The organism is Flexivirga oryzae, assembly GCF_014190805.1.
Lineage (GTDB): Bacteria > Actinomycetota > Actinomycetes > Actinomycetales > Dermatophilaceae > Flexivirga > Flexivirga oryzae.
In genome coordinates this window covers 204,512-221,622 of sequence record NZ_JACHVQ010000003.1, presented here as the reverse complement: position 1 = coordinate 221,622, position 17,111 = coordinate 204,512, and the positions used below count along the sequence as shown (strand labels likewise).

General features: G+C 68.7%; 13 protein-coding genes and 2 tRNA genes. 10 read left to right on the top strand and 5 right to left on the bottom strand.

Annotated elements, in window-relative coordinates:
• Positions 1 to 47: 47 nt before the first annotated feature.
• From gyrA to FHU39_RS18000, 5 genes are all read left to right on the top strand, one after another.
• On the top strand, positions 48 to 2,678 hold the full coding sequence (gyrA, locus tag FHU39_RS18015) for a DNA gyrase subunit A (RefSeq protein WP_183322097.1): 2,631 nt from the start codon (positions 48 to 50) through the stop codon (positions 2,676 to 2,678).
• Positions 2,675 to 3,235, top strand: coding sequence for a DUF3566 domain-containing protein (locus tag FHU39_RS25060; RefSeq protein ID WP_343065984.1), 561 nt, complete (start codon positions 2,675 to 2,677; stop codon positions 3,233 to 3,235). The genes gyrA and FHU39_RS25060 overlap by 4 nt, the downstream gene beginning before the upstream one ends.
• Positions 3,236 to 3,423: 188 nt before the next feature.
• A tRNA-Ile gene (locus FHU39_RS18005) sits at positions 3,424 to 3,500 on the top strand.
• 34 nt (positions 3,501 to 3,534) lie between these two features.
• Positions 3,535 to 3,663, top strand: a complete 129-nt coding sequence (locus tag FHU39_RS23855; protein ID WP_246336703.1) for a DLW-39 family protein — start codon at positions 3,535 to 3,537, stop codon at positions 3,661 to 3,663.
• A gap of 33 nt (positions 3,664 to 3,696) precedes the next feature.
• A tRNA-Ala gene (locus tag FHU39_RS18000) sits at positions 3,697 to 3,769 on the top strand.
• Positions 3,770 to 3,852: 83 nt separating this feature from the next.
• On the opposite strand, the gene FHU39_RS17995 is transcribed toward FHU39_RS18000, so the two are convergent.
• Positions 3,853 to 4,602 carry a TetR/AcrR family transcriptional regulator gene (locus tag FHU39_RS17995; protein WP_183322096.1) on the bottom strand — a complete coding sequence of 250 codons (750 nt, stop codon included), beginning with the start codon at positions 4,600 to 4,602 and terminating at the stop codon, positions 3,853 to 3,855.
• A 264-nt stretch (positions 4,603 to 4,866) separates the two neighbouring features.
• Here FHU39_RS17995 and FHU39_RS17990 point away from each other — a divergent pair, with 264 nt between their 5' ends.
• The 3 genes from FHU39_RS17990 to FHU39_RS17980 all read left to right on the top strand — a co-directional run bounded on the left by FHU39_RS17990 (position 4,867) and on the right by FHU39_RS17980 (position 8,674).
• Complete coding sequence (locus FHU39_RS17990) at positions 4,867 to 5,733, top strand: ATP-grasp domain-containing protein (protein ID WP_183322095.1); 867 nt, start codon at positions 4,867 to 4,869, stop codon at positions 5,731 to 5,733.
• Positions 5,687 to 7,237 carry a hypothetical protein gene (locus tag FHU39_RS17985; protein WP_183322094.1) on the top strand — a complete coding sequence of 517 codons (1,551 nt, stop codon included), beginning with the start codon at positions 5,687 to 5,689 and terminating at the stop codon, positions 7,235 to 7,237. The genes FHU39_RS17990 and FHU39_RS17985 overlap by 47 nt, the downstream gene beginning before the upstream one ends.
• A gap of 117 nt (positions 7,238 to 7,354) precedes the next feature.
• Positions 7,355 to 8,674, top strand: coding sequence for a lipase family protein (locus tag FHU39_RS17980; protein ID WP_183322093.1), 1,320 nt, complete (start codon positions 7,355 to 7,357; stop codon positions 8,672 to 8,674).
• A gap of 63 nt (positions 8,675 to 8,737) precedes the next feature.
• Here FHU39_RS17980 and FHU39_RS17975 read toward each other — a convergent pair whose 3' ends face one another.
• The 4 genes from FHU39_RS17975 to FHU39_RS17960 form a co-directional block, all read right to left on the bottom strand.
• Entirely contained in the window at positions 8,738 to 9,769 is a 1,032-nt protein-coding gene (locus tag FHU39_RS17975; RefSeq protein ID WP_183322092.1) for a GH25 family lysozyme, read from the bottom strand.
• A gap of 150 nt (positions 9,770 to 9,919) precedes the next feature.
• Positions 9,920 to 11,065, bottom strand: coding sequence for an alpha/beta hydrolase-fold protein (locus tag FHU39_RS17970; protein ID WP_183322091.1), 1,146 nt, complete (start codon positions 11,063 to 11,065; stop codon positions 9,920 to 9,922).
• On the bottom strand, positions 11,058 to 11,999 hold the full coding sequence (locus tag FHU39_RS17965; protein WP_183322090.1) for a Type 1 glutamine amidotransferase-like domain-containing protein: 942 nt from the start codon (positions 11,997 to 11,999) through the stop codon (positions 11,058 to 11,060). Before FHU39_RS17965 ends, FHU39_RS17970 begins: the two co-directional genes overlap by 8 nt.
• 94 nt (positions 12,000 to 12,093) lie before the next feature.
• Positions 12,094 to 13,308 (bottom strand): ATP-grasp domain-containing protein, encoded by a 1,215-nt coding sequence (locus FHU39_RS17960; RefSeq protein ID WP_183322089.1) that lies wholly within the window; start codon positions 13,306 to 13,308, stop codon positions 12,094 to 12,096.
• 96 nt (positions 13,309 to 13,404) lie between these two features.
• On the opposite strand from FHU39_RS17960, the gene dinB reads away from it, so the two are divergent.
• The gene (gene dinB, locus FHU39_RS17955) at positions 13,405 to 14,595 is read left to right on the top strand and encodes a DNA polymerase IV (RefSeq protein WP_183322088.1); all 1,191 of its coding nucleotides are present in this window, start codon (positions 13,405 to 13,407) and stop codon (positions 14,593 to 14,595) included.
• A 365-nt stretch (positions 14,596 to 14,960) separates the two neighbouring features.
• Positions 14,961 to 16,673, top strand: a complete 1,713-nt coding sequence (locus FHU39_RS17950) for an HNH endonuclease signature motif containing protein (protein ID WP_183322087.1) — start codon at positions 14,961 to 14,963, stop codon at positions 16,671 to 16,673.
• The last annotated feature ends 438 nt before the right edge of the window (positions 16,674 to 17,111 follow it).

The window sequence follows — 17,111 nt, the reverse complement described above, 5'->3', positions numbered from 1 at the left end:
AAGTCTCCACGCACCAAAGCGAACAAGAGTGACAACCAAGGGAACTCATGACTGACGACACGACGCCACCCACCGGCGGCGACGGAGAAGGCCCACGGTCGAACGTCGACCCGATCGACCTCAACACCGAGATGCAGCGCAGCTACATCGACTACGCGATGGCGGTCATCGTGAGTCGCGCGCTGCCCGACGTGCGTGACGGGATGAAGCCGGTGCACCGCCGCATCGTCTACGCGATGTTCGACGGCGGCTACCGCCCCGACCGCGGCTACAACAAGTGCAGCCGCGTCGTCGGTGACGTCATGGGTCAGTACCACCCGCACGGCGACAGCGCGATCTACGACGCGCTGGTGCGGCTGGTGCAGCCCTGGTCGATGCGCTACCCGCTGGTCGACGGGCAGGGCAACTTCGGTTCACCCGGTAACGACGGTGCCGCCGCACCGCGATACACCGAGTGCCGGATGGCCCCGCTGGCCATGGAGCTGGTGCGCGACATCGAGAAGGACACCGTCGACTTCGAGCCCAACTACGACGGCAAGACCATGCAGCCGACGGTGCTGCCGGCGCGGTTCCCCAACCTGCTGGTCAACGGCGCCTCCGGCATTGCGGTCGGTATGGCGACACAGATCCCGCCGCACAACCTGCGCGAGGTCGCCGCCGGTGCCCAGTGGCTGCTGACGCATCCGGAGGCCACCCGCGAGGAGCTGCTGGCCAAGCTGCTGGAGATCATCCCCGGTCCGGACTTCCCGACCGGCGCGCTGATCATGGGCAAGAAGGGCATCGAGGACGCCTACCGCACCGGCCGCGGGTCGATCGTGATGCGGGCGGTCGTCAATGTCGAGGAGATCCAGGGCCGGCAGTGCCTGGTCGTCACCGAACTGCCCTACCAGGTCAACCCGGACGCGCTCGCCGAGAAGATCGCCACCCTGGTGCGCGACGGCCGCGTCGCGGGTATCGCGGACCTGCGCGACGAGACGTCCGGCCGCACCGGGCAGCGCCTGGTGATCGTGCTCAAGCGCGACGCGGTCGCGAAGGTTGTCCTGAACAACCTCTACAAGCACACCCAGCTGCAGCAGAGCTTCGGCGCCAACATGCTGGCGCTGGTCGACGGGGTGCCGCGCACGCTGCCGATCTCGGCGTTCGTGCGCTACTGGGTGGAGCACCAGGTCGAGGTCATCCGCCGGCGCACCGCATACCTGCTGCGTCAGGCCGAGGAGCAGATCCACATCCTGCGCGGTTACCTGAAGGCGCTGGACGCGCTGGACGAGGTCATCGCGCTGATCCGCCGCAGCCCGTCCGCCGACGAGGCGCGCGGTGGCCTGATGGAGCTGCTGGACGTCGACGAGATCCAGGCGACCGCCATCCTCAACCTGCAGCTGCGCCGCCTGGCGGCCCTGGAGCGGCAGAAGATCGTCGAGGAGCACGACAAGCTGCAGCTGGCGATCGAGGACTACCAGGACATCCTGGCCAAGCCCGAGCGGCAGCGGCAGATCGTGAGCGACGAGCTGGCCGACATCGTCGACCGCTACGGCGACGACCGCCGCACCCAGATCGTGCCCTTCGACGGCGACATGTCCATGGAGGACCTGATCCCCGAGGAGGACGTGGTCGTCACGATCACCCGCGGCGGCTACGCCAAGCGCACCAAGACCAGCGAGTACCGCTCGCAGCGGCGCGGTGGCAAGGGGGTGCGCGGCGCGAGCCTGCGCGGTGACGACGTGGTCGAGCACTTCTTCACCACCACGACCCACCAGTGGCTGCTGTTCTTCACCAATACCGGCCGGGTCTACCGCGCCAAGGCGTACGATCTGCCGGAGGGCAGCCGGGACGCCAAGGGTCAGCACGTCGCGAACCTGCTGGCGTTCCAGCCGGGTGAGCAGATCGCCCAGGTGATGGAGCTGCACGACTACGAGCAGGCGCCGTACCTGCTGCTGGCGACCAAGCGCGGGCTGGTCAAGAAGACCAAGCTGACCGACTACGACTCGCCGCGCACCGGCGGGCTGATCGCGGTCAACCTGCGCGACGGCGACGAGCTGGTGGGCGCGGCGCTGGCCAGCTCCGAGGACGACGTGCTGCTGGTGTCGCGCAAGGGCCAGTCGGTGCGGTTCCACGCCACCGACGACGTGCTGCGCCCGATGGGCCGGTCCACGTCGGGTGTGACGGGCATGAAGTTCCGGGACGGCGACGAGCTGCTGTCGATGAGCATCGTCCCCGAAGGGACCGAGCGCGAGCAGCTCTACCTGTTCGTCGTCTTCGAGAACGGCCTGGCCAAGCGGACCGACGTCGAGGAGTACCCCGTCAAGGGTCGCGCGACGCTCGGTGTGAAGGTCGCCGCGATCTCCGACCGTGGCGGCGACCTGGTCGGTGCGCTCGTGGTCGAGGCGAGTGACGAAGTGCTCGTCGTGATGGAGAAGGGCAAGATCGTCCGCTCCCACGTCGACGAGGTCCGGGCCACCGGCCGGTCCACCCAGGGCGTGCAGTTCGCGACGCCGGACAAGAAGGATTCGATCGTCGCCGTCGCCAGGAACGCCGAGGACGAAGTCGAAGACGACCCCGATGATGGCGTACCGTCGTCAGAGGCGTCGCAGGATGACGCCACCGACGCCGAGCCACCGGCCACCGACGGACCGGAGGCGGACGCCGACCAGACTCCGGACGAGCCGGGAGACGATGAGTGAGCACTGACGGATCCGACGCCAAGGGCGCCGGAACGACGGCGACCGACACCGGGGCGGTGAAGCTCCCCGGTCCCGCAGCGGGCGGCAAGAAGCGCACGACGCCACCGCGGCCGGCTCCGAAGAGCGGCCGCCCGGCGGCCCGGACCCCGGGGCGAGCGGCACCCCAGCGCGGCGGTCGCCGCCCGGGCCGCACCACCCCGCGCCGGGTGCGGCTGACCGTCTCGCGGGTCGACCCGTGGTCGGTGATGAAGATCGCCTTCCTGCTCTCGGTGGCGATCGGCATCGCGATGGTGGTCATGGTCGCGATGCTGTGGATCGTGCTGAAGGGCATGGGCGTCTGGGACAACATCAACGACCTGCTGCGGACGCTGGAGACCAACGGCAAGAGCTTCGACATCATGGACTACGTGGGCTTCGGCCGGGTGGTGTCGCTGTCGGTGGTGATCGCGGTGGTCGACGTGCTGCTGATGACGGCGTTCGCGACGCTCGGTGCGTTCCTCTACAACATCTGTTCCTCGCTGGTCGGCGGCGTGCAGATGACGCTGTCCGACGACTAATAACCTCACCGCTGGTCGGGCGGCGCCCAGAGTAGGCCGCGAGGAACGAGCGGGCGTACCGAAGGGTAGCGACGAAGGAGCGTATCGAGGCCAGGGCGTCATACACCCTCGTTTTGGTGCTGCCCGCCTCGGTGAGATAGTCTCGTCCGGCGCCCGGGGTGACTGCCGCGGGACGCCGGACGGTGCACGGGCCTATAGCTCAGTCGGTTAGAGCGCTTCCCTGATAAGGAAGAGGTCACAGGTTCAAGTCCTGTTAGGCCCACCACCACCGTCCCGCCCACGATCGGAGCCCGGAAACCATGTTGAAGAAGCTCGCCCTGCTGATCGCCGTCGCCGGTGCAGCCGTCGTCGCGAAGCAGAAGCTCGGCCAGAAGAAGGACACCAAGGACCTCTGGGCGCAGGCCGCCGACAAGCCGGCCGGCAACTGAACCCTCGGCCCGCCACAGGGGACAACTGAACACGGGGCATTAGCTCAGTTGGTAGAGCACCGCCTTTGCAAGGCGGGGGTCAGCGGTTCGAGCCCGCTATGCTCCACGGAACAATCCCGAGTCGCCCGGCGGCTCGGGATTCTTGTATGTCGTACCGCTCGGTCACGTGACCGCGTCCCCACCGGAGAGTCATGGCCGGAGGATGGCGTTCGGCCGGAAGCCCATCGCCACCATCACGCTGCGGACGAAGTCCTCGTAATAGGCCTGCGGGTCGAGGATCATCGCGCGACGGTGCGGCTCGAGGCTCAGGTGTCCGACCAACGCTGCCCAGGCGCCCAAGGTGATCTGGATGCTGACCGGGTCGAGTGGCGCCCCGTCGGCGGACGTCCAGGGCGGCACCAGCGCTGCGACCGGGTTCCCGACCGGCGGCGGTACGAGCTGACTGCGCGCCATCGCGTCGGCGACCACACCGGCGACAAGGGAGCCGGCCCGGGCGCGCTGGGCGTAGACCGGTTCGGTCCACTCGTCCTCGGTGTGCATCGGGATGCTGTAGAGGAGGCCGAACTGGTCGGGGCTGTCGACGGCCCAGCCGCGCAACGCGCACGTGATGGCTTGCCACTGACCGGCGGGGCTGCGATCGCCGGCCGTCCGACGGGCGTCCGTGAGCTGCTCGATCAGCGAGCTGTAGGCATCCACGCGTAACTCGGCCAGCAGCGCGGCGCGATCCGGGTAGAACCGGTAGAGGCTGGACGGTGGTATGTCGACCGCGCGCGCGACCGCGCGCATGCCGATGCCCCGGGCGCCCTTGTCGCGCAGTTGCTCTCGAGCGGGCCACCTTGATCGCGATGCGGGTGCGGGCGCGTCGGGTCGTCCCGCTCGAAACGGTACGGCGTACCGCGGCTTCCTCGGACGAGTCAGCCACCATGGGACGGGTCGCATTGTGGGAACTGCTGGAAAAACGGATCAGCCTGCGTACATTGTTCGCAGTTGAGGTTCATTGGCGTTCGCTGCGGGCTTGAGGGGTCCAGGTCCGACGAACACCGATCCGTCTCATAGCTGCCGGTAGGGACGCCGGCAGCGTTGCACCGCCCCCACACGTGGGCTCTGCGGACAGGCGGCCATCGTCGATGGCGCAGTACTCGGAACATGTGGGGGGGCCCGCGAAGTGTTTGGCGATACGTCAGTTCGGCGGTACGGCACCTGGTGGGGCGGACCTACGACGGGGCCGTCGAAGTGAAGGTCATGGTGACCGGCGCCGCGGCACCGGCCGGAGCGACCCTGCTGACCCAGTTGCGCGACCGTCGGATCCCGGTCGTGGCCGTCGACGCGGACCATCCTTCGAGCACGGCCACCGGCCACCGGGTGCCACCGGTGAGCGACCCGCACCGCCTCATCGCGTTGCGGCAGCTCGGTCTGCGGGAGAACGTCACGGTGCTCATCCCCACCCTGCGGGAGGAGCTACCGCAGATCGCCGCAGCCAAGTCCGCGTTCGATCCCGCGGTCCACGTGGTCGTCGCCGGCGCCGGCCCGGTCGTCATCGCGCAGGACCTGCTGTACACCGCGTGGCAGTTGCAGGCACGCGGTGTGCCCACACCCGCGTTCGGTACGACAGCGGACTTCCCGGACGCGGCTGCCGCCTTCGGTGCCCTCGGTGGGCCGCTGGTCATCAAGTCCCGCACCGGTGGCGGCCGGTCCCGCGTCGTCCAGGGTCCCGACCAGCTGGACTGGGCGTCGTTGCGCAACGACGACCTGATCCAGCGCCACGTGCCCGGTGCCGAATACCTGCCGGTGGTCTACCGGCCCGCCCCTCGCAGCGGTGTCAGGTCGCTGGCGATCGCCGCGGTCCGCGCGCTCGGTGTCACCGGCCCCGCGACGGTCCAGGTCCGGCGCGATGCGGACGGTCACCCGCAGGTCCTGAAGGTGCTCGCCCGGTTCGTGGCGTCCAGTCACCTGGTGCCGGAGCTGCTGGACGTGTGCTCGCCGCGACCAGTGCCCACGCGGTGTCGCCGTCGGAGAGTGCGCTGTGAGCTGGGGTCCCCGTCACGGACGCCCGGTCCGAATTCTGCGTGACCCCACGGCGATTCGCGGCCGCACGATCGACGCCGGCGCACGTGTCTCCTGGTTGCTGCGGGTGAATCGGCTCGCGCGTTCGCACGGTTCGGCGGCACAGTTCGTCGAGCGACTCGAGGCGCACGGACACCTGGTGGGCCAGAGCTCGTTGTGTCGTTACGAGACCGCGGTCGAGCCCGTTCCCTTGTCGGTCGTCAGCGGATACGAGCTCGCACTCGGCCTGCCCCGCGGGCGTCTGGTGGGTGTCTGCGGTGGGCTCGACCAGATGTTCGGCGGTGCTCTCGCGCCGGCACCGAGTCCGGAGCAGTTGCGCCGGCCCGAGCTGTTCGACGCCTTGGGTGAGTGGGAGACCCGGATCGATTCGGGTTCGATGAGCGGCAGCGACTGGGCCCGGCTCGCGGAGATCGTGAGCCAGCCGACCGGGCCCGTCCTGCCGCCGTCACTGCTGCGCAGCTGGGTCCGGGTGCTGGTCGAGGAGAGCATGCGTGCCGTGCGCGAGGCGTACACCACCCGGCTGCACGCCCTGGGACTGCTGCTCGCCGACCCGCGCATCAGCCGCATCGTGCTGGGGGTCCTGGAGGACGTGAGCGCCGAACCCGGAACGCAACCGATGGTGGATGTGCTCGCCGTCCTCGGGACATCCTCCGACCCGAACGTGGTGCGGTGGCTGATCCAGCGGTTCGAGCGCGCCGAGGGAGAGCTCCGCTGGGGCGTCGGATACGCACTGGTGGGGCTGATCTGCCGGGAGACGATGCCCGCGAAGCTGGTCCCGGCGCTCACCCGCGCCGTCCTCAACGTGGCCGCCGAAGGCCCGGGGACGGGCCTGCCGGGGTTCATGGTTGCGCAACGGTTGTCCGCCGAACTCATGCAGCGGGTCGTCGGTCGGCTCGGGACGTACCCGGCTCTGACGGCCGCGGGTGCCCGCGTGCAGAGTCCGGCGAACCTGCGCGAGTATCGCGCGGCCGCCTTGCAGGAGTCGGGGCTGGAGGACCCCATGGTCGACCGGCTGTTGCGGGAGGCGCTGTCGCCCGACTTCGTCGAACGACGGCACTATTCGTCCCTGCTGCTGGCTGCCAGCCCCTACCGGGACACGCTCGCCAACGCCTGTCTCGAGGTCCTGGGCAACGGTCACGAATCGTATGTCGGGGACGCAGCGGCCGGCTGCCTCGTCTACCTCGCCCGCGACAAGCACCGGCGTCGACTGGTCGAGCTGCTGGCGACCGCGCCGAGGCAGCGCCGGGCCCTGCTGGCAGCGCTTTCTCGCTGCGGTGGCGTCCCGGCCGACGTCGACCTGGCGGGACTCCCGGCCTCGCCCGAGATGGCTCCTCACGTGGTGCGCGCGGCAGGAATGAGCGGCCACCCCGCCGTGCACACCTTCGCGACACACCCGGAGCTGAGCGGCAGTGACCTCCAGACCACCGCGCAGTGGTGGCGACGCACCGGCCCTGCCGTCACCGACACCCGCCGCGATCCTCGCCCGGTCGTGATGGACCTCGCCGGCTGACCGGAACGAGCACCACGCTGCCGGCGACATGTGCTCGGCCCACCCTTGCGCTATTGACCTACGCGTAAGTAACTTAGACGAGCTCTGTGATCCCCCTCACCCTCGATTGGACGAGTCATGTCACGCACTCGGATGTTCGGAACGGCCGTTGCCGTCGCGCTCGCGGCGGGAGCTCTCGGCGGCGTCACCGCTGCGCCGGCGCACGCCGCGACCGACGGCTCCTTCACCTACCACGGCAGCAAGCCGCTGGCGTCATACGCACCGGGGGCGGTGCTCGACACCCGCACCATCGACTACCACCTGCTCGGGATCTCGCTGCCGCTGAAGGTCGAGCAGATCCTCTACCGCACCCAGAACGCCGTCGGCGCCCCGATCGCGAATGTGACGTCGGTGATCCTGCCGCCCGGGAAGGCGAAGGCAGGCGCCGCGCTGTCGTACCAGTCGTTCTACGACTCGCTGAGCGTCGCCGACAGCCCGTCGCGGGTGATCGCCGGCAACCAGCGCTTCCCCGGCGGGGTGATCGCCAACGTCGAGACGACGCTGATCGCCCCGATGCTGCTCCAGGGTTATCCGGTGATCGTCCCCGACACCGAGGGTCCCACCGCCGACTTCGCCGCCGGGCCTGAATACGGCACCACCACACTGGATTCGATCCGCGCAGCCAGCACCGCAGCCGGCACCGACGTGAACACCGGCACCAAGCTGGCGCTGTTCGGCTACTCCGGCGGGGCGATCGGCACCAACTGGGCGGCCGCGCTCGCCCCGTCGTACGCGCCCGACGTCAACAAGCGGCTCGTCGGAGCGTCCGAGGGTGGGCTGCTCGTCGATCCGGCGCACAACCTGAAGTACGTCTCCGGTGCGCCTGTCTGGGCCGGGGTCGCGCCGATGGCGGTCGCCGGAGCGGCGCGCGCGTTCGGGTTCGACGTCTCGCCATACCTCAATGCCAAGGGCACGCAGGTGATGAACGGTGTCCAGAGCGATTCGATCGCGGAGGGGCTGCTCGCCAACCCCTTCATCACCTGGCAGCAGATGGTCAAGCCGCAGTATGCCGACCCGAACTCGGTGAAGCCGTTCGTGGACGCGGTCAACAAACTCAACCTCGGGCAGCGGCCCTCGCCGACCACGCCGATGTTCATCGAGCAGGGTGCCGGCGGCTTCTGGGAGGGCACTCCCGGAAACAAGGCGGGCATCGGTGCCGGTGACGGTGTGATGATCGCCGGGGACGTGCGCACCCTGGCGCGGCAGTACTGCGCCTCCGGCACCCCGGTGAAGTACACCCAGCCGAGCCTGCTGTCGCACGTGGGCGCCGCTGTGCCGTGGGCGGTTTCGACGATCGGCTGGATCAACGACCGGTTCGCAGGCAAGGCTACTCCGAGTTCGTGCGGGTCGATCCCGGCCGGGAATTCGCTGGCACCGGAGGTCTATTCGGGCAGCTGATCAGCGCTGCCGGTCGAGGTATGGCGCCCGCCCGGTCATCGGACGGGCGCCATACCTTGTCGATCAGCTGTTGTTGGCGAACGACTTGAGCGCGGCCGCGGACCCGTTGAAGCGGTCCTGGTCGAGGTTGTTCGTGACGGCGTACTGCCAGATCGTCTGCTTGCCCCAACCGCCGGGGAGCGTGCCGAGCGTGCCCGGGTGCGCGAACCACAGCGCGCTGCTGTGGAACGCCGTGCTGTTGCCCGTGCAGTCCTGCCACCAGGACCGGTTCGTGTAGATCACCGGGGTGCGACCCTCGCGGGCCTTGTACTCCGCGACGAACGCCTTGATCCAGCTGACCATCGCAGCGGGTGTCTTGCTGTAACAGGTGCCCTCGACGTCGAGTGCTCCGGGCAGCGTGTAGCCGTCGGCCTTCCACGCGCCACCGTGGTTGATGAACCAGTCGGCCTGCACCTTGCCGGACGCACCCGCCGGGTTGGCGAAGTGGTACGCGCCGCGGATCATGCCGGCGTTGCGGGCGCCCTTGTAGTTGCGGGAGTACGTCGGATCGGTCCAGGTGCTTCCCTCGGTCGCCTTCACGTAGGCGAAACGGACCCCCGAGGAGTACTGGCTCGCCCAGTTCATCGTGCCGTTGTTGTCACTGACGTCGATGCCGTGGACGCTGGCGGGCGCGGCGCCGATGCGGTGGGACGCGTTGTTGTTCTTCAGTGTCGAGTTGAGGTTGCCCTTGGCTCCGGAAGCGAACTTCTGCGACGCGCCCGCATAGCCGGAGTTGTAGTACACCGTGACCGTCTTGCCGGTCCGGTTCCACACCGATGCGGCGTTGTTCTTGACGCACAGGCCCTTACCGTTGCCCGGCCCCTTGAAGTCGTAGCAACTCGGCTGGGTGGCGCCGTAGTCGCTGATCGACGTGCTGAAGTCCGACAGGGAGCCGGCTTCGTTCGAGTTGTAGTAGAGGCAGAATTCGCCGGTCTCACACACGCCGTTGCGGGCGGTGGCCGCGTGCGCCGGTGCGGCGGTGAGCGCGCCGGCGCCGAGCAAGAGGGTCGGTGCCGCGACCAGCGCCGCGGTGAGCTTGAAGTGTGTCCTGCGCATGGTGGTTTCCTCCTGGTTCCGCTGTGATCAGGAACCACCGTCCTCAGGTGCGCTGCGAGGTCACTGCGACGGCGCTGCGATCCGAACGCAGCGGGTCTGCGGGTCGAGTACGCGTGCCGCCTTGCGGCTGGGACTGGTCAACCCGCAGGGTTACTCGTAGACGTACTTGTGCGGCCCGGGGTAGATCCAGGAGAGCGCGTCACGCAGCCGGTCGCGCCAGTCCTCCCAGGAGTGGCCGTCACGCGCCTCGACATACCGGACCCGCATGCCCGCGCGTTCGAAGACGGGCACCATCGAGCGGTCGTAGACGATCAGGTCCTCGTACGTTCCACATGAAACGAACAACCGGCCCGCGACCTTGCGCGGGGCGGTGCGGTAGCGGTTCATGAAGCGCACCACCGGGTCGAACGCCGGGCCACCGCCGTGCTCGGTGCCGATATCGGTGAAGACGAACGATCCGGACTGCAGGATGAGCGACCCGAAGACGTCCGGGTGCCGGTATGCCGTCGAAAGGCCGGCCACAGCGCCGAAGGACGCGCCCATCAGGCAACGTCCCGAAGGGGTTGCCAGTAAAGGGAATTGCTCTTCCACCGTCGGCAATAGTTCCTTGGTGATGAAACGCGCGTGCTGCACGGAGTTGGCGTATTCGCGGTTGCGATCGCCGGGGTTGGTGAAGACCACCACGGTCTCGGCCATGTCCAGTCGGTGGATCAAGTTGTCCAGCACGGTCTTCATCGCCGCGTAGTGCAGGTAGTCGTCGCCGTCGTGGACGATCAGCAGCGGGTAACGGTGCGTGCTGCGGAACCGCGCGGGCAGGTAGACACGGCATTCGCTTTGACGTCGCAGTGCCTTGGATTGCACTGTCAGATCGACGATTTCGCCAGATCGAGCATCAGGATCCGGGTGCACCCAGTCCGGAACCACGTAGCCCGTGGCCTGGCACACCGAGGACGAGCCGACCGGGCTGTTCGCCACGTGCGGGTTGAGCGGGTCGTTGCCCTGCTCGTGGTGGTCGCCGCGTCGGATCTCGAGTTGATACTCGACCCGTGAACCGGCGGGCAACTCCAGGACGACGAACCACAGCGAGGTGTCGCCCAGGCGGCGCATCGGGACGCGCTGGGGCTGGCCGACGATGCGGTGTCGTACCCACACCTCGTCGGCGTTGCCGCGGAAGAGGAACGTGCACATCTCCCCCTCGACCACAGGCACCTGGTGGTGCTGGAGGAAACGGTCGACAGCGCTCTCGTCCAACGGTTTCCGGGCACGAAGCCGATGGATCGCCAATTGCTTAGCCATTGGTTCCCTCCCCCGCCGGCTCGTCGAGTTGCTCGATGGCTCCGGAGGCCCCGATCACGGCTGTCCCGGTCGGCAGCGACCCGTCCGTGTTGACCGCGACCCGAGCTCCGGGATCCAGCGGCACGCATACGGCGGGCGCGAATCGCTTTGCCAGCAGTGACATCCGGTCCAGGTTGGTCATCTGCAGACGCTTGTGCGCCGACGGCAGCAGCACAGCACCGCGGAGCAGGCCGAGCCCGTCGTCATACACCTCAGGCGCCCGCGGCCCGCGGATCGCATTGTCATTGAAGAGAACAACGCGTTCGGAGAGGACCATCGCGCCCGCGGACCAGGCGATGATCGGTAGGTCCGCCAAGCCCGCAGGCACGACATTGAACAGGTGCAGCGCATCGAGCAGTTCGGCGACGTGCCCACCGGCGATGACCACGGCTGCGCTGTCCGCCAGTACCTGTGCCACTTCCGCACGATGGGCGGCGATGAGGGGGTGTTCGTGCGGCTTGGTCACGTCGTAGAACTCGGCCTCGACCTCACGGACCCGCTCCAGGTGGCGGCGATCCAGGGATCGCAGCACCTCCTCGGCATCGCGCAGCGCGAGCTCCTTGACCCGCTCGGACGACTCCGCATGTTCGCGCAGTTCGGTGATCGCCCGGGAGGTGTGCCCGACGCCGATCAGGTAGAGGTCCTGCATGTCGGACAGCACCGACTGGCGCTGCCGGTGGGCGGCTGCGAAGTCCGGGTCGCGGTCGAGAACGTCCTGGCGGCGGGTCCAGAGTGCGAGATTGATCGCTCGTCCACCGAGATGTGCGTTGAGTTCGTCGTCGGCGACCTCACGCTCCTGCCAGCCGGCGGTGATCGTCGCGAACGGGCCGTCGAGCTGAAGCCCGGCCACGACCTTGTCGAGGGCAGGGCGGCGCTGCGGGCCGAGCAGCACCATGCAGGGATGGTCCGGGCTCATCTTTCGGTCGCGCCTCTTCCCCTCGCTGCGGGCCTCGCTCGTTCCTCACTCGTATCCTCGCTCGGGTCGGCGCTCACTCCGCGTGCACCTGCACCGTCCGGCCCACGTCATCGAGCATCTCGCGGAGCACGTCGTAATTGTTGTGCCGCATACGGATCCAGGCGTTGGCCATGTAACCGGCCTCGACCGGTTGAGTAGCGGAGCCGACCGGCAGGTTGGCGTCGATGACCCATTCGCCGTACCGGGAGTTGATCTCGTCGACGCCGTCGATCGCCGTGATCGTGCCGTCCCGGTCCGGGCGCAACGCGATGATGCCGGCGGCATACGTCCTGCTCGGCACGTGCCACACCTGGTGATGGACGATCGAGTCGGCCCACGCGCGGTAGATGTCCATGTCGTTGCCGGCGGCATACAGGTCCCAGCAGCCGACGCCCGGCGGTCGAGCGCCGATCTCGCTGAAGCGCAGGCCTTTCGGGCTGACGAAGTATTCCATGTGGGTCGGTGAGGTGCTGATACCCAGCACCTCGTTGACGCGTTCACCGAGCTCGCGCAACTCGCGGTAGAAGGGGACGGAGTCGACCCGGTTGGTCGAGATGAACTGCGGACTGATCCACCGGTTGCGCATCGCTTCGAGAACACCGGGGTAGTAGTGGGACGCGAAGTCGATAGCGATGGCGCCGTCGACGCTCAGGGTGTCGTAGAAGCCCTCGTGTCCTTCGACGAACTCCTCGATCGCGATCGACTCGGTGCCGCCGAAAGCCGCTGCGGCATCGAGTAGTTCGCGATAGTTGTCGACGCGGGTGGTTCCGGCGGCCCCGGCACCGTCGCGGGGTTTGAGGATGACCGGATAGCCGTGCTCGTCGACGAAATCGCGCAGGTCGTCGACGTCGTGCGCGGCCGCCGATGCAGCGGTGGGCACTCCCGCCTCGCGGAGCGCTTCCTTCATCGCCGGCTTGTCGCGGCACAGCCAGGTGGTGCGCACGGATGTTCCAGGTATGCCGAGCGCCTCGCGGACGATCGCCGCGGGCAGGGTGTGCGCCTCGATCGTGGCCTCCAGGCCGTCGATCCAGGCGATGGACTGGAAGTGCTCGACCGCAGTGCGGAGCTGGTCGACGTCGGTGACCGACCCGACCTGGTAGTAGTGGTCGATCCAGGACTGCAGCTGCTCGTCCAGCCACTCCCACGGGGTTTCCCCGACAGCGAAGACGGTTGCGCCCACCTCGTGCAGCGCTCGCGCGAACTCGCGCTGGTTGCGCGGAAAGTTCGGCTCGACGAAGACGATGTTCATGGAACGTCAGGCTAACGGCATTTCAGCCTGAGTACAGGGTGAAGCGTGAGGAGCCGCAGCGGGCGCGCTGTCGGTGGCGGGTGGGACGGTGGGGTTGTGGCAGAGGGCACTTTCCTGCACGCCGACCTCGACTCGTTCTATGCCAGCGTCGCGCAGCGCGACGACCCGTCGCTGCGCGGCAGGCCGGTCGTCGTCGGCGGCGGCATCGTGCTTGCGGCCAGCTATGAGGCGAAGGCGTGCGGCGTGCGGACGGCGATGTCCGGGCGGATCGCCCGTCGACTGTGCCCGGACCTGGTCGAGGTGCCCGCGACGTTCACGGCGTATGTCGAGGCGTCACGCGCCGTGTTCGAGGTGTTCCGGGACATCACGCCGGTCGTCGAAGGCATCTCGATCGACGAGGCGTTCCTCGATGTCGGCGGCCTGGCCAGGCTCAGCGGTGCGCCGAGCCGGATCGGCGCCGAGCTGCGACGCCGGGTCAAGGCGGAGGTCGGGCTGCCCATCTCGGTCGGCATCGCGAGCAGCAAGTTCCTGGCGAAGGTCGCCAGCGCGGCGAGCAAACCCGACGGACTGCTCAGCGTGCCGGTCGGGGGCGAGCTGGACTTCCTGCACCCGCTGCCGATCGAGGCACTGTGGGGTGTCGGGAAGGTGACGTCGGTCCGGCTGCACGACCGGGGCATCGCGACTGTCGGGGCACTCGCCCGGCTGTCACCGGAGACGCTGACGTCGATCGTCGGGCCGGCGAGCGGTCGCCACTTGCACGCCCTGTCACACGGGTTGGACCCGCGGCGTGTGGAGACGGGCCGCCGGCGCCGGTCGATCGGTGCGCAGCGGGCGATCGGCCGCGGGCGCCATACCGGCGAGGAACTCGACGCCACCCTGGTGAGTCTGGTCGACCGGGTCACGCGGCGGATGCGGTCCGGTGAGCGGATCGGCCGGACCTTCGTGCTCCGGCTGCGCTTCGATGACATGACGCGGGTGACACGGTCACGAACCGTCCGTCGTGCGACGGCCGGCACCGATGCGTGGCTGGTGGCCGGTCGGGCGTTGCTCGACGAGGCGATGCCGCTGATCGTGGACCGTGGGGTGACGTTGATCGGCATCAGCATCACCGGCCTGGACGAGGCTGAAGACGAGCAACTCGAGCTGCCCTTCGACACCGACGCCCCCACCCGGCTCGACGGTGCACTGGACGCGGTGCGTGACAAGTTCGGCAGTACAGCGGTGACGCGGGCGGTGTTGCTCGGCCGGTCGGAGGGCTTCAGCGCCCCGCAGCTCGATTCGCACTGAATGACCGTCTGCGACATGCGCCGGGCGAATAGCTGACCCGGCGCGCTCGCCGAGTTGACCCCCGCCATGCCGCGCTGGCCGAGGTGCCCCCACGCGCTGGCGACCCCGCTCCCCCCGCGCTGGCCGAGTCGGCGACCCCGCTCCCCCCGCGCTGGCCGAGTCGGCGAGCCCGCGATATTGCGCTGGCCGAGTAGGCGAGCCGGCTATTTTGCGCTGGCCGAGTAGCCGTGGGGGAGCGCAGCGGAGGAACGGCGTATCGAGGTCCGCGCACAGTTTTTGGCGTACTTCCGATACGTTTCAGAGCGAACGTATCGAAGAAATGTTCGCACAACCTCTGTACTTCCTGAACGTCACCCGATAGAATCATGACAACGAAACCATCCAGGGGAGAGGGGGACTCGATCACCGTGGCCATCGACTCACCCTTGCGCATCCCCGGTCAACCGGCAGCGGTGGAAGCGGATACGACTTGCTGGGACGGGCCCGATCCCGCCCGGCGGCCGGTGCCGGGTCTGGGGCCACGGCTGGCCGAGCAGGTGAGGGCCGTGGCCGGCGCGCTGGACCAGTTACCTCGCGTGTTCGACCAGCTCGGCGAAGACCACCTCACCGACCTGGTCAGTGTGTTGCTGGGTGTGCAGGAGCGGGCCGGGCAGGTCGCCACGCTGGCGACGGCGAACGCGTGCGAACGGGGTGTGGTGGATGCCTCGGACGCGGCCAACACGACCGGGTGGGTGCGCGCCCGGGCGCGGGCCGCCGGGACCAGTATCGAACCCTCGGCCGCCAGTACGGTGTCGGTGGTGGCCGAGGCGTGCCGGGACCGGCGCAACCACGTGATCGCCGCGGCGGTCCGCGACGGGTCCTGCACCCTGGCCACCGCCCGGACCGCGTTGCGGCAGACCGTCAAAGTCGCCGAAGTGTTACCGGCCGCGGCCCGCGAAGACATCCAGGCGTGGTTCCTGCAACTGGACCCGGCGCTGGGGTCCCGGGGCGTGACGGAACTGACCCGGCGGATCATCGCCAACTATGCCGCGGACAAACTCTCCGGGGAGGACGCGCACCTGGAGAAGGTGGAGTCGTTGACCTGGCGGACGTTGCCGACCGGGATGATCCGGTTGATCGCGGACCTGTGCCCCGCCAACGCCGCCATCCTCAAACAGGCCATCACCGCGCTGTCCGCACCCCACCCCGCCCAGCACAAGGACACCAGCACCACCGAGACCACGGGCGAGACCACCACCAGCCAGGAAAGCAACCCCACCGGCGCCACCGGCGCCACCGGCGCCACCGGCGCCACCGACGCCACCGGTGCCGCGGGCGACAGTGGGCCCGAGCCCACCCACGACGCGGACACCACCACCGGTGACACCGGCGTCGCCGGTGACGCTGGTGACACGACTGGTCGCGCCGGTGCCGCGTTCGGCCTGCACCCCGACGTCCAGCACGACGACTGCGACGATGACCTCGATGGGGCCACCAGCAACGGCGCCACCGGCACGGGCGCCGTGCCCGACCGGGTGCGGGATGAGCGAACCCCGGGCAAGCGCCGGGTGGACGCGCTGATGGACCTGGTCGCCGCCGGCGCCAAGACCGTGTGCGGGGACGGGATGGGCATCGGCGCCGGCGCCACCGTGTTGGTCACCATGGACCTACACCGGCTCCTCACAGACTTGGACGGTGCCATCACCATCGGCGGGGAGATCCTCGACGCGGGCACCGCCCGCCGCCTGGCATGTGACGCGGACCTGATCCCCGTCGTCCTCGGCACCAAGAGTCAACCCCTGGACGTGGGGCGTGAAAAACGGTTGGCCACCACAGGGATACGGGCCGCCGTCGTCCACCGAGACATGGGATGCACCTTCCCCACCTGCGACCGACCTCCGGGTTTCTGCGAGATCCACCACATCCTGCCCTGGTGGGCCGGCGGCAGCACTGCCCTGACCAATTCTGCGATGCTGTGTCGGCGACATCACCAGATCGTCCACCGGCACGGGTACTACGCCACCATCACCCCCGACGGGGTGCACTGGGACCTGACCGAAGGCGCCATGCCCGGCTGGCGTGCCGACAAAGTCGCCTGACCACCAGACCGGCCGGGACCTCGATGCGGGCTCACTGGTCACTCTTACTCGGCCACCGCTGAAATGGGTTGCGCGGGGTGATGACTCGGCCACCGCGGGTGTGTGCGGGACCTCGATCACGGTCTCGCCTAGCGGCTCGACCTACTCGGCCACCGCGGGTGTGTGCGGGGTGATGATTCGGCTGCCGCGGGTGTGTGCGGGACCTCGATGACGGTCTCGCCTAGCGGCTCGACCTACTCGGCCACCGCTGCTTACTCGGCCACCGCTGGTGTGTGCGGGACCTCGATCACGGTCTCGCCTAGCGGCTCGACCTACTCGGCCACCGCGGGTGTGTGCGGGACCTCGATCACGGTCTCGCCTAGCGGCTCGACCTACTCGGCCACCGCGGGTGTGTGCGGGGTGATGATTCGGCTGCCGCGGGTGTGTGCGGGACCTCGA

Bases quoted from the DNA above. Each gene is read 5' to 3' on its own strand.
- gyrA (WP_183322097.1), top strand. From the start codon at position 48: ATGACTGACGACACGACGCCACCCACCGGCGGCGACGGAGAAGGCCCA.
- FHU39_RS23855 (WP_246336703.1), top strand. From the start codon at position 3,535: ATGTTGAAGAAGCTCGCCCTGCTGATCGCCGTCGCCGGTGCAGCCGTC.
- FHU39_RS17995 (WP_183322096.1), bottom strand. From the start codon at position 4,602: ATGCGACCCGTCCCATGGTGGCTGACTCGTCCGAGGAAGCCGCGGTAC.
- FHU39_RS17980 (WP_183322093.1), top strand. From the start codon at position 7,355: ATGTCACGCACTCGGATGTTCGGAACGGCCGTTGCCGTCGCGCTCGCG.
- FHU39_RS17975 (WP_183322092.1), bottom strand. From the start codon at position 9,769: ATGCGCAGGACACACTTCAAGCTCACCGCGGCGCTGGTCGCGGCACCG.
- FHU39_RS17970 (WP_183322091.1), bottom strand. From the start codon at position 11,065: ATGGCTAAGCAATTGGCGATCCATCGGCTTCGTGCCCGGAAACCGTTG.
- FHU39_RS17965 (WP_183322090.1), bottom strand. From the start codon at position 11,999: ATGGTGCTGCTCGGCCCGCAGCGCCGCCCTGCCCTCGACAAGGTCGTG.
- FHU39_RS17960 (WP_183322089.1), bottom strand. From the start codon at position 13,308: ATGAACATCGTCTTCGTCGAGCCGAACTTTCCGCGCAACCAGCGCGAG.
- FHU39_RS17950 (WP_183322087.1), top strand. From the start codon at position 14,961: ATGACAACGAAACCATCCAGGGGAGAGGGGGACTCGATCACCGTGGCC.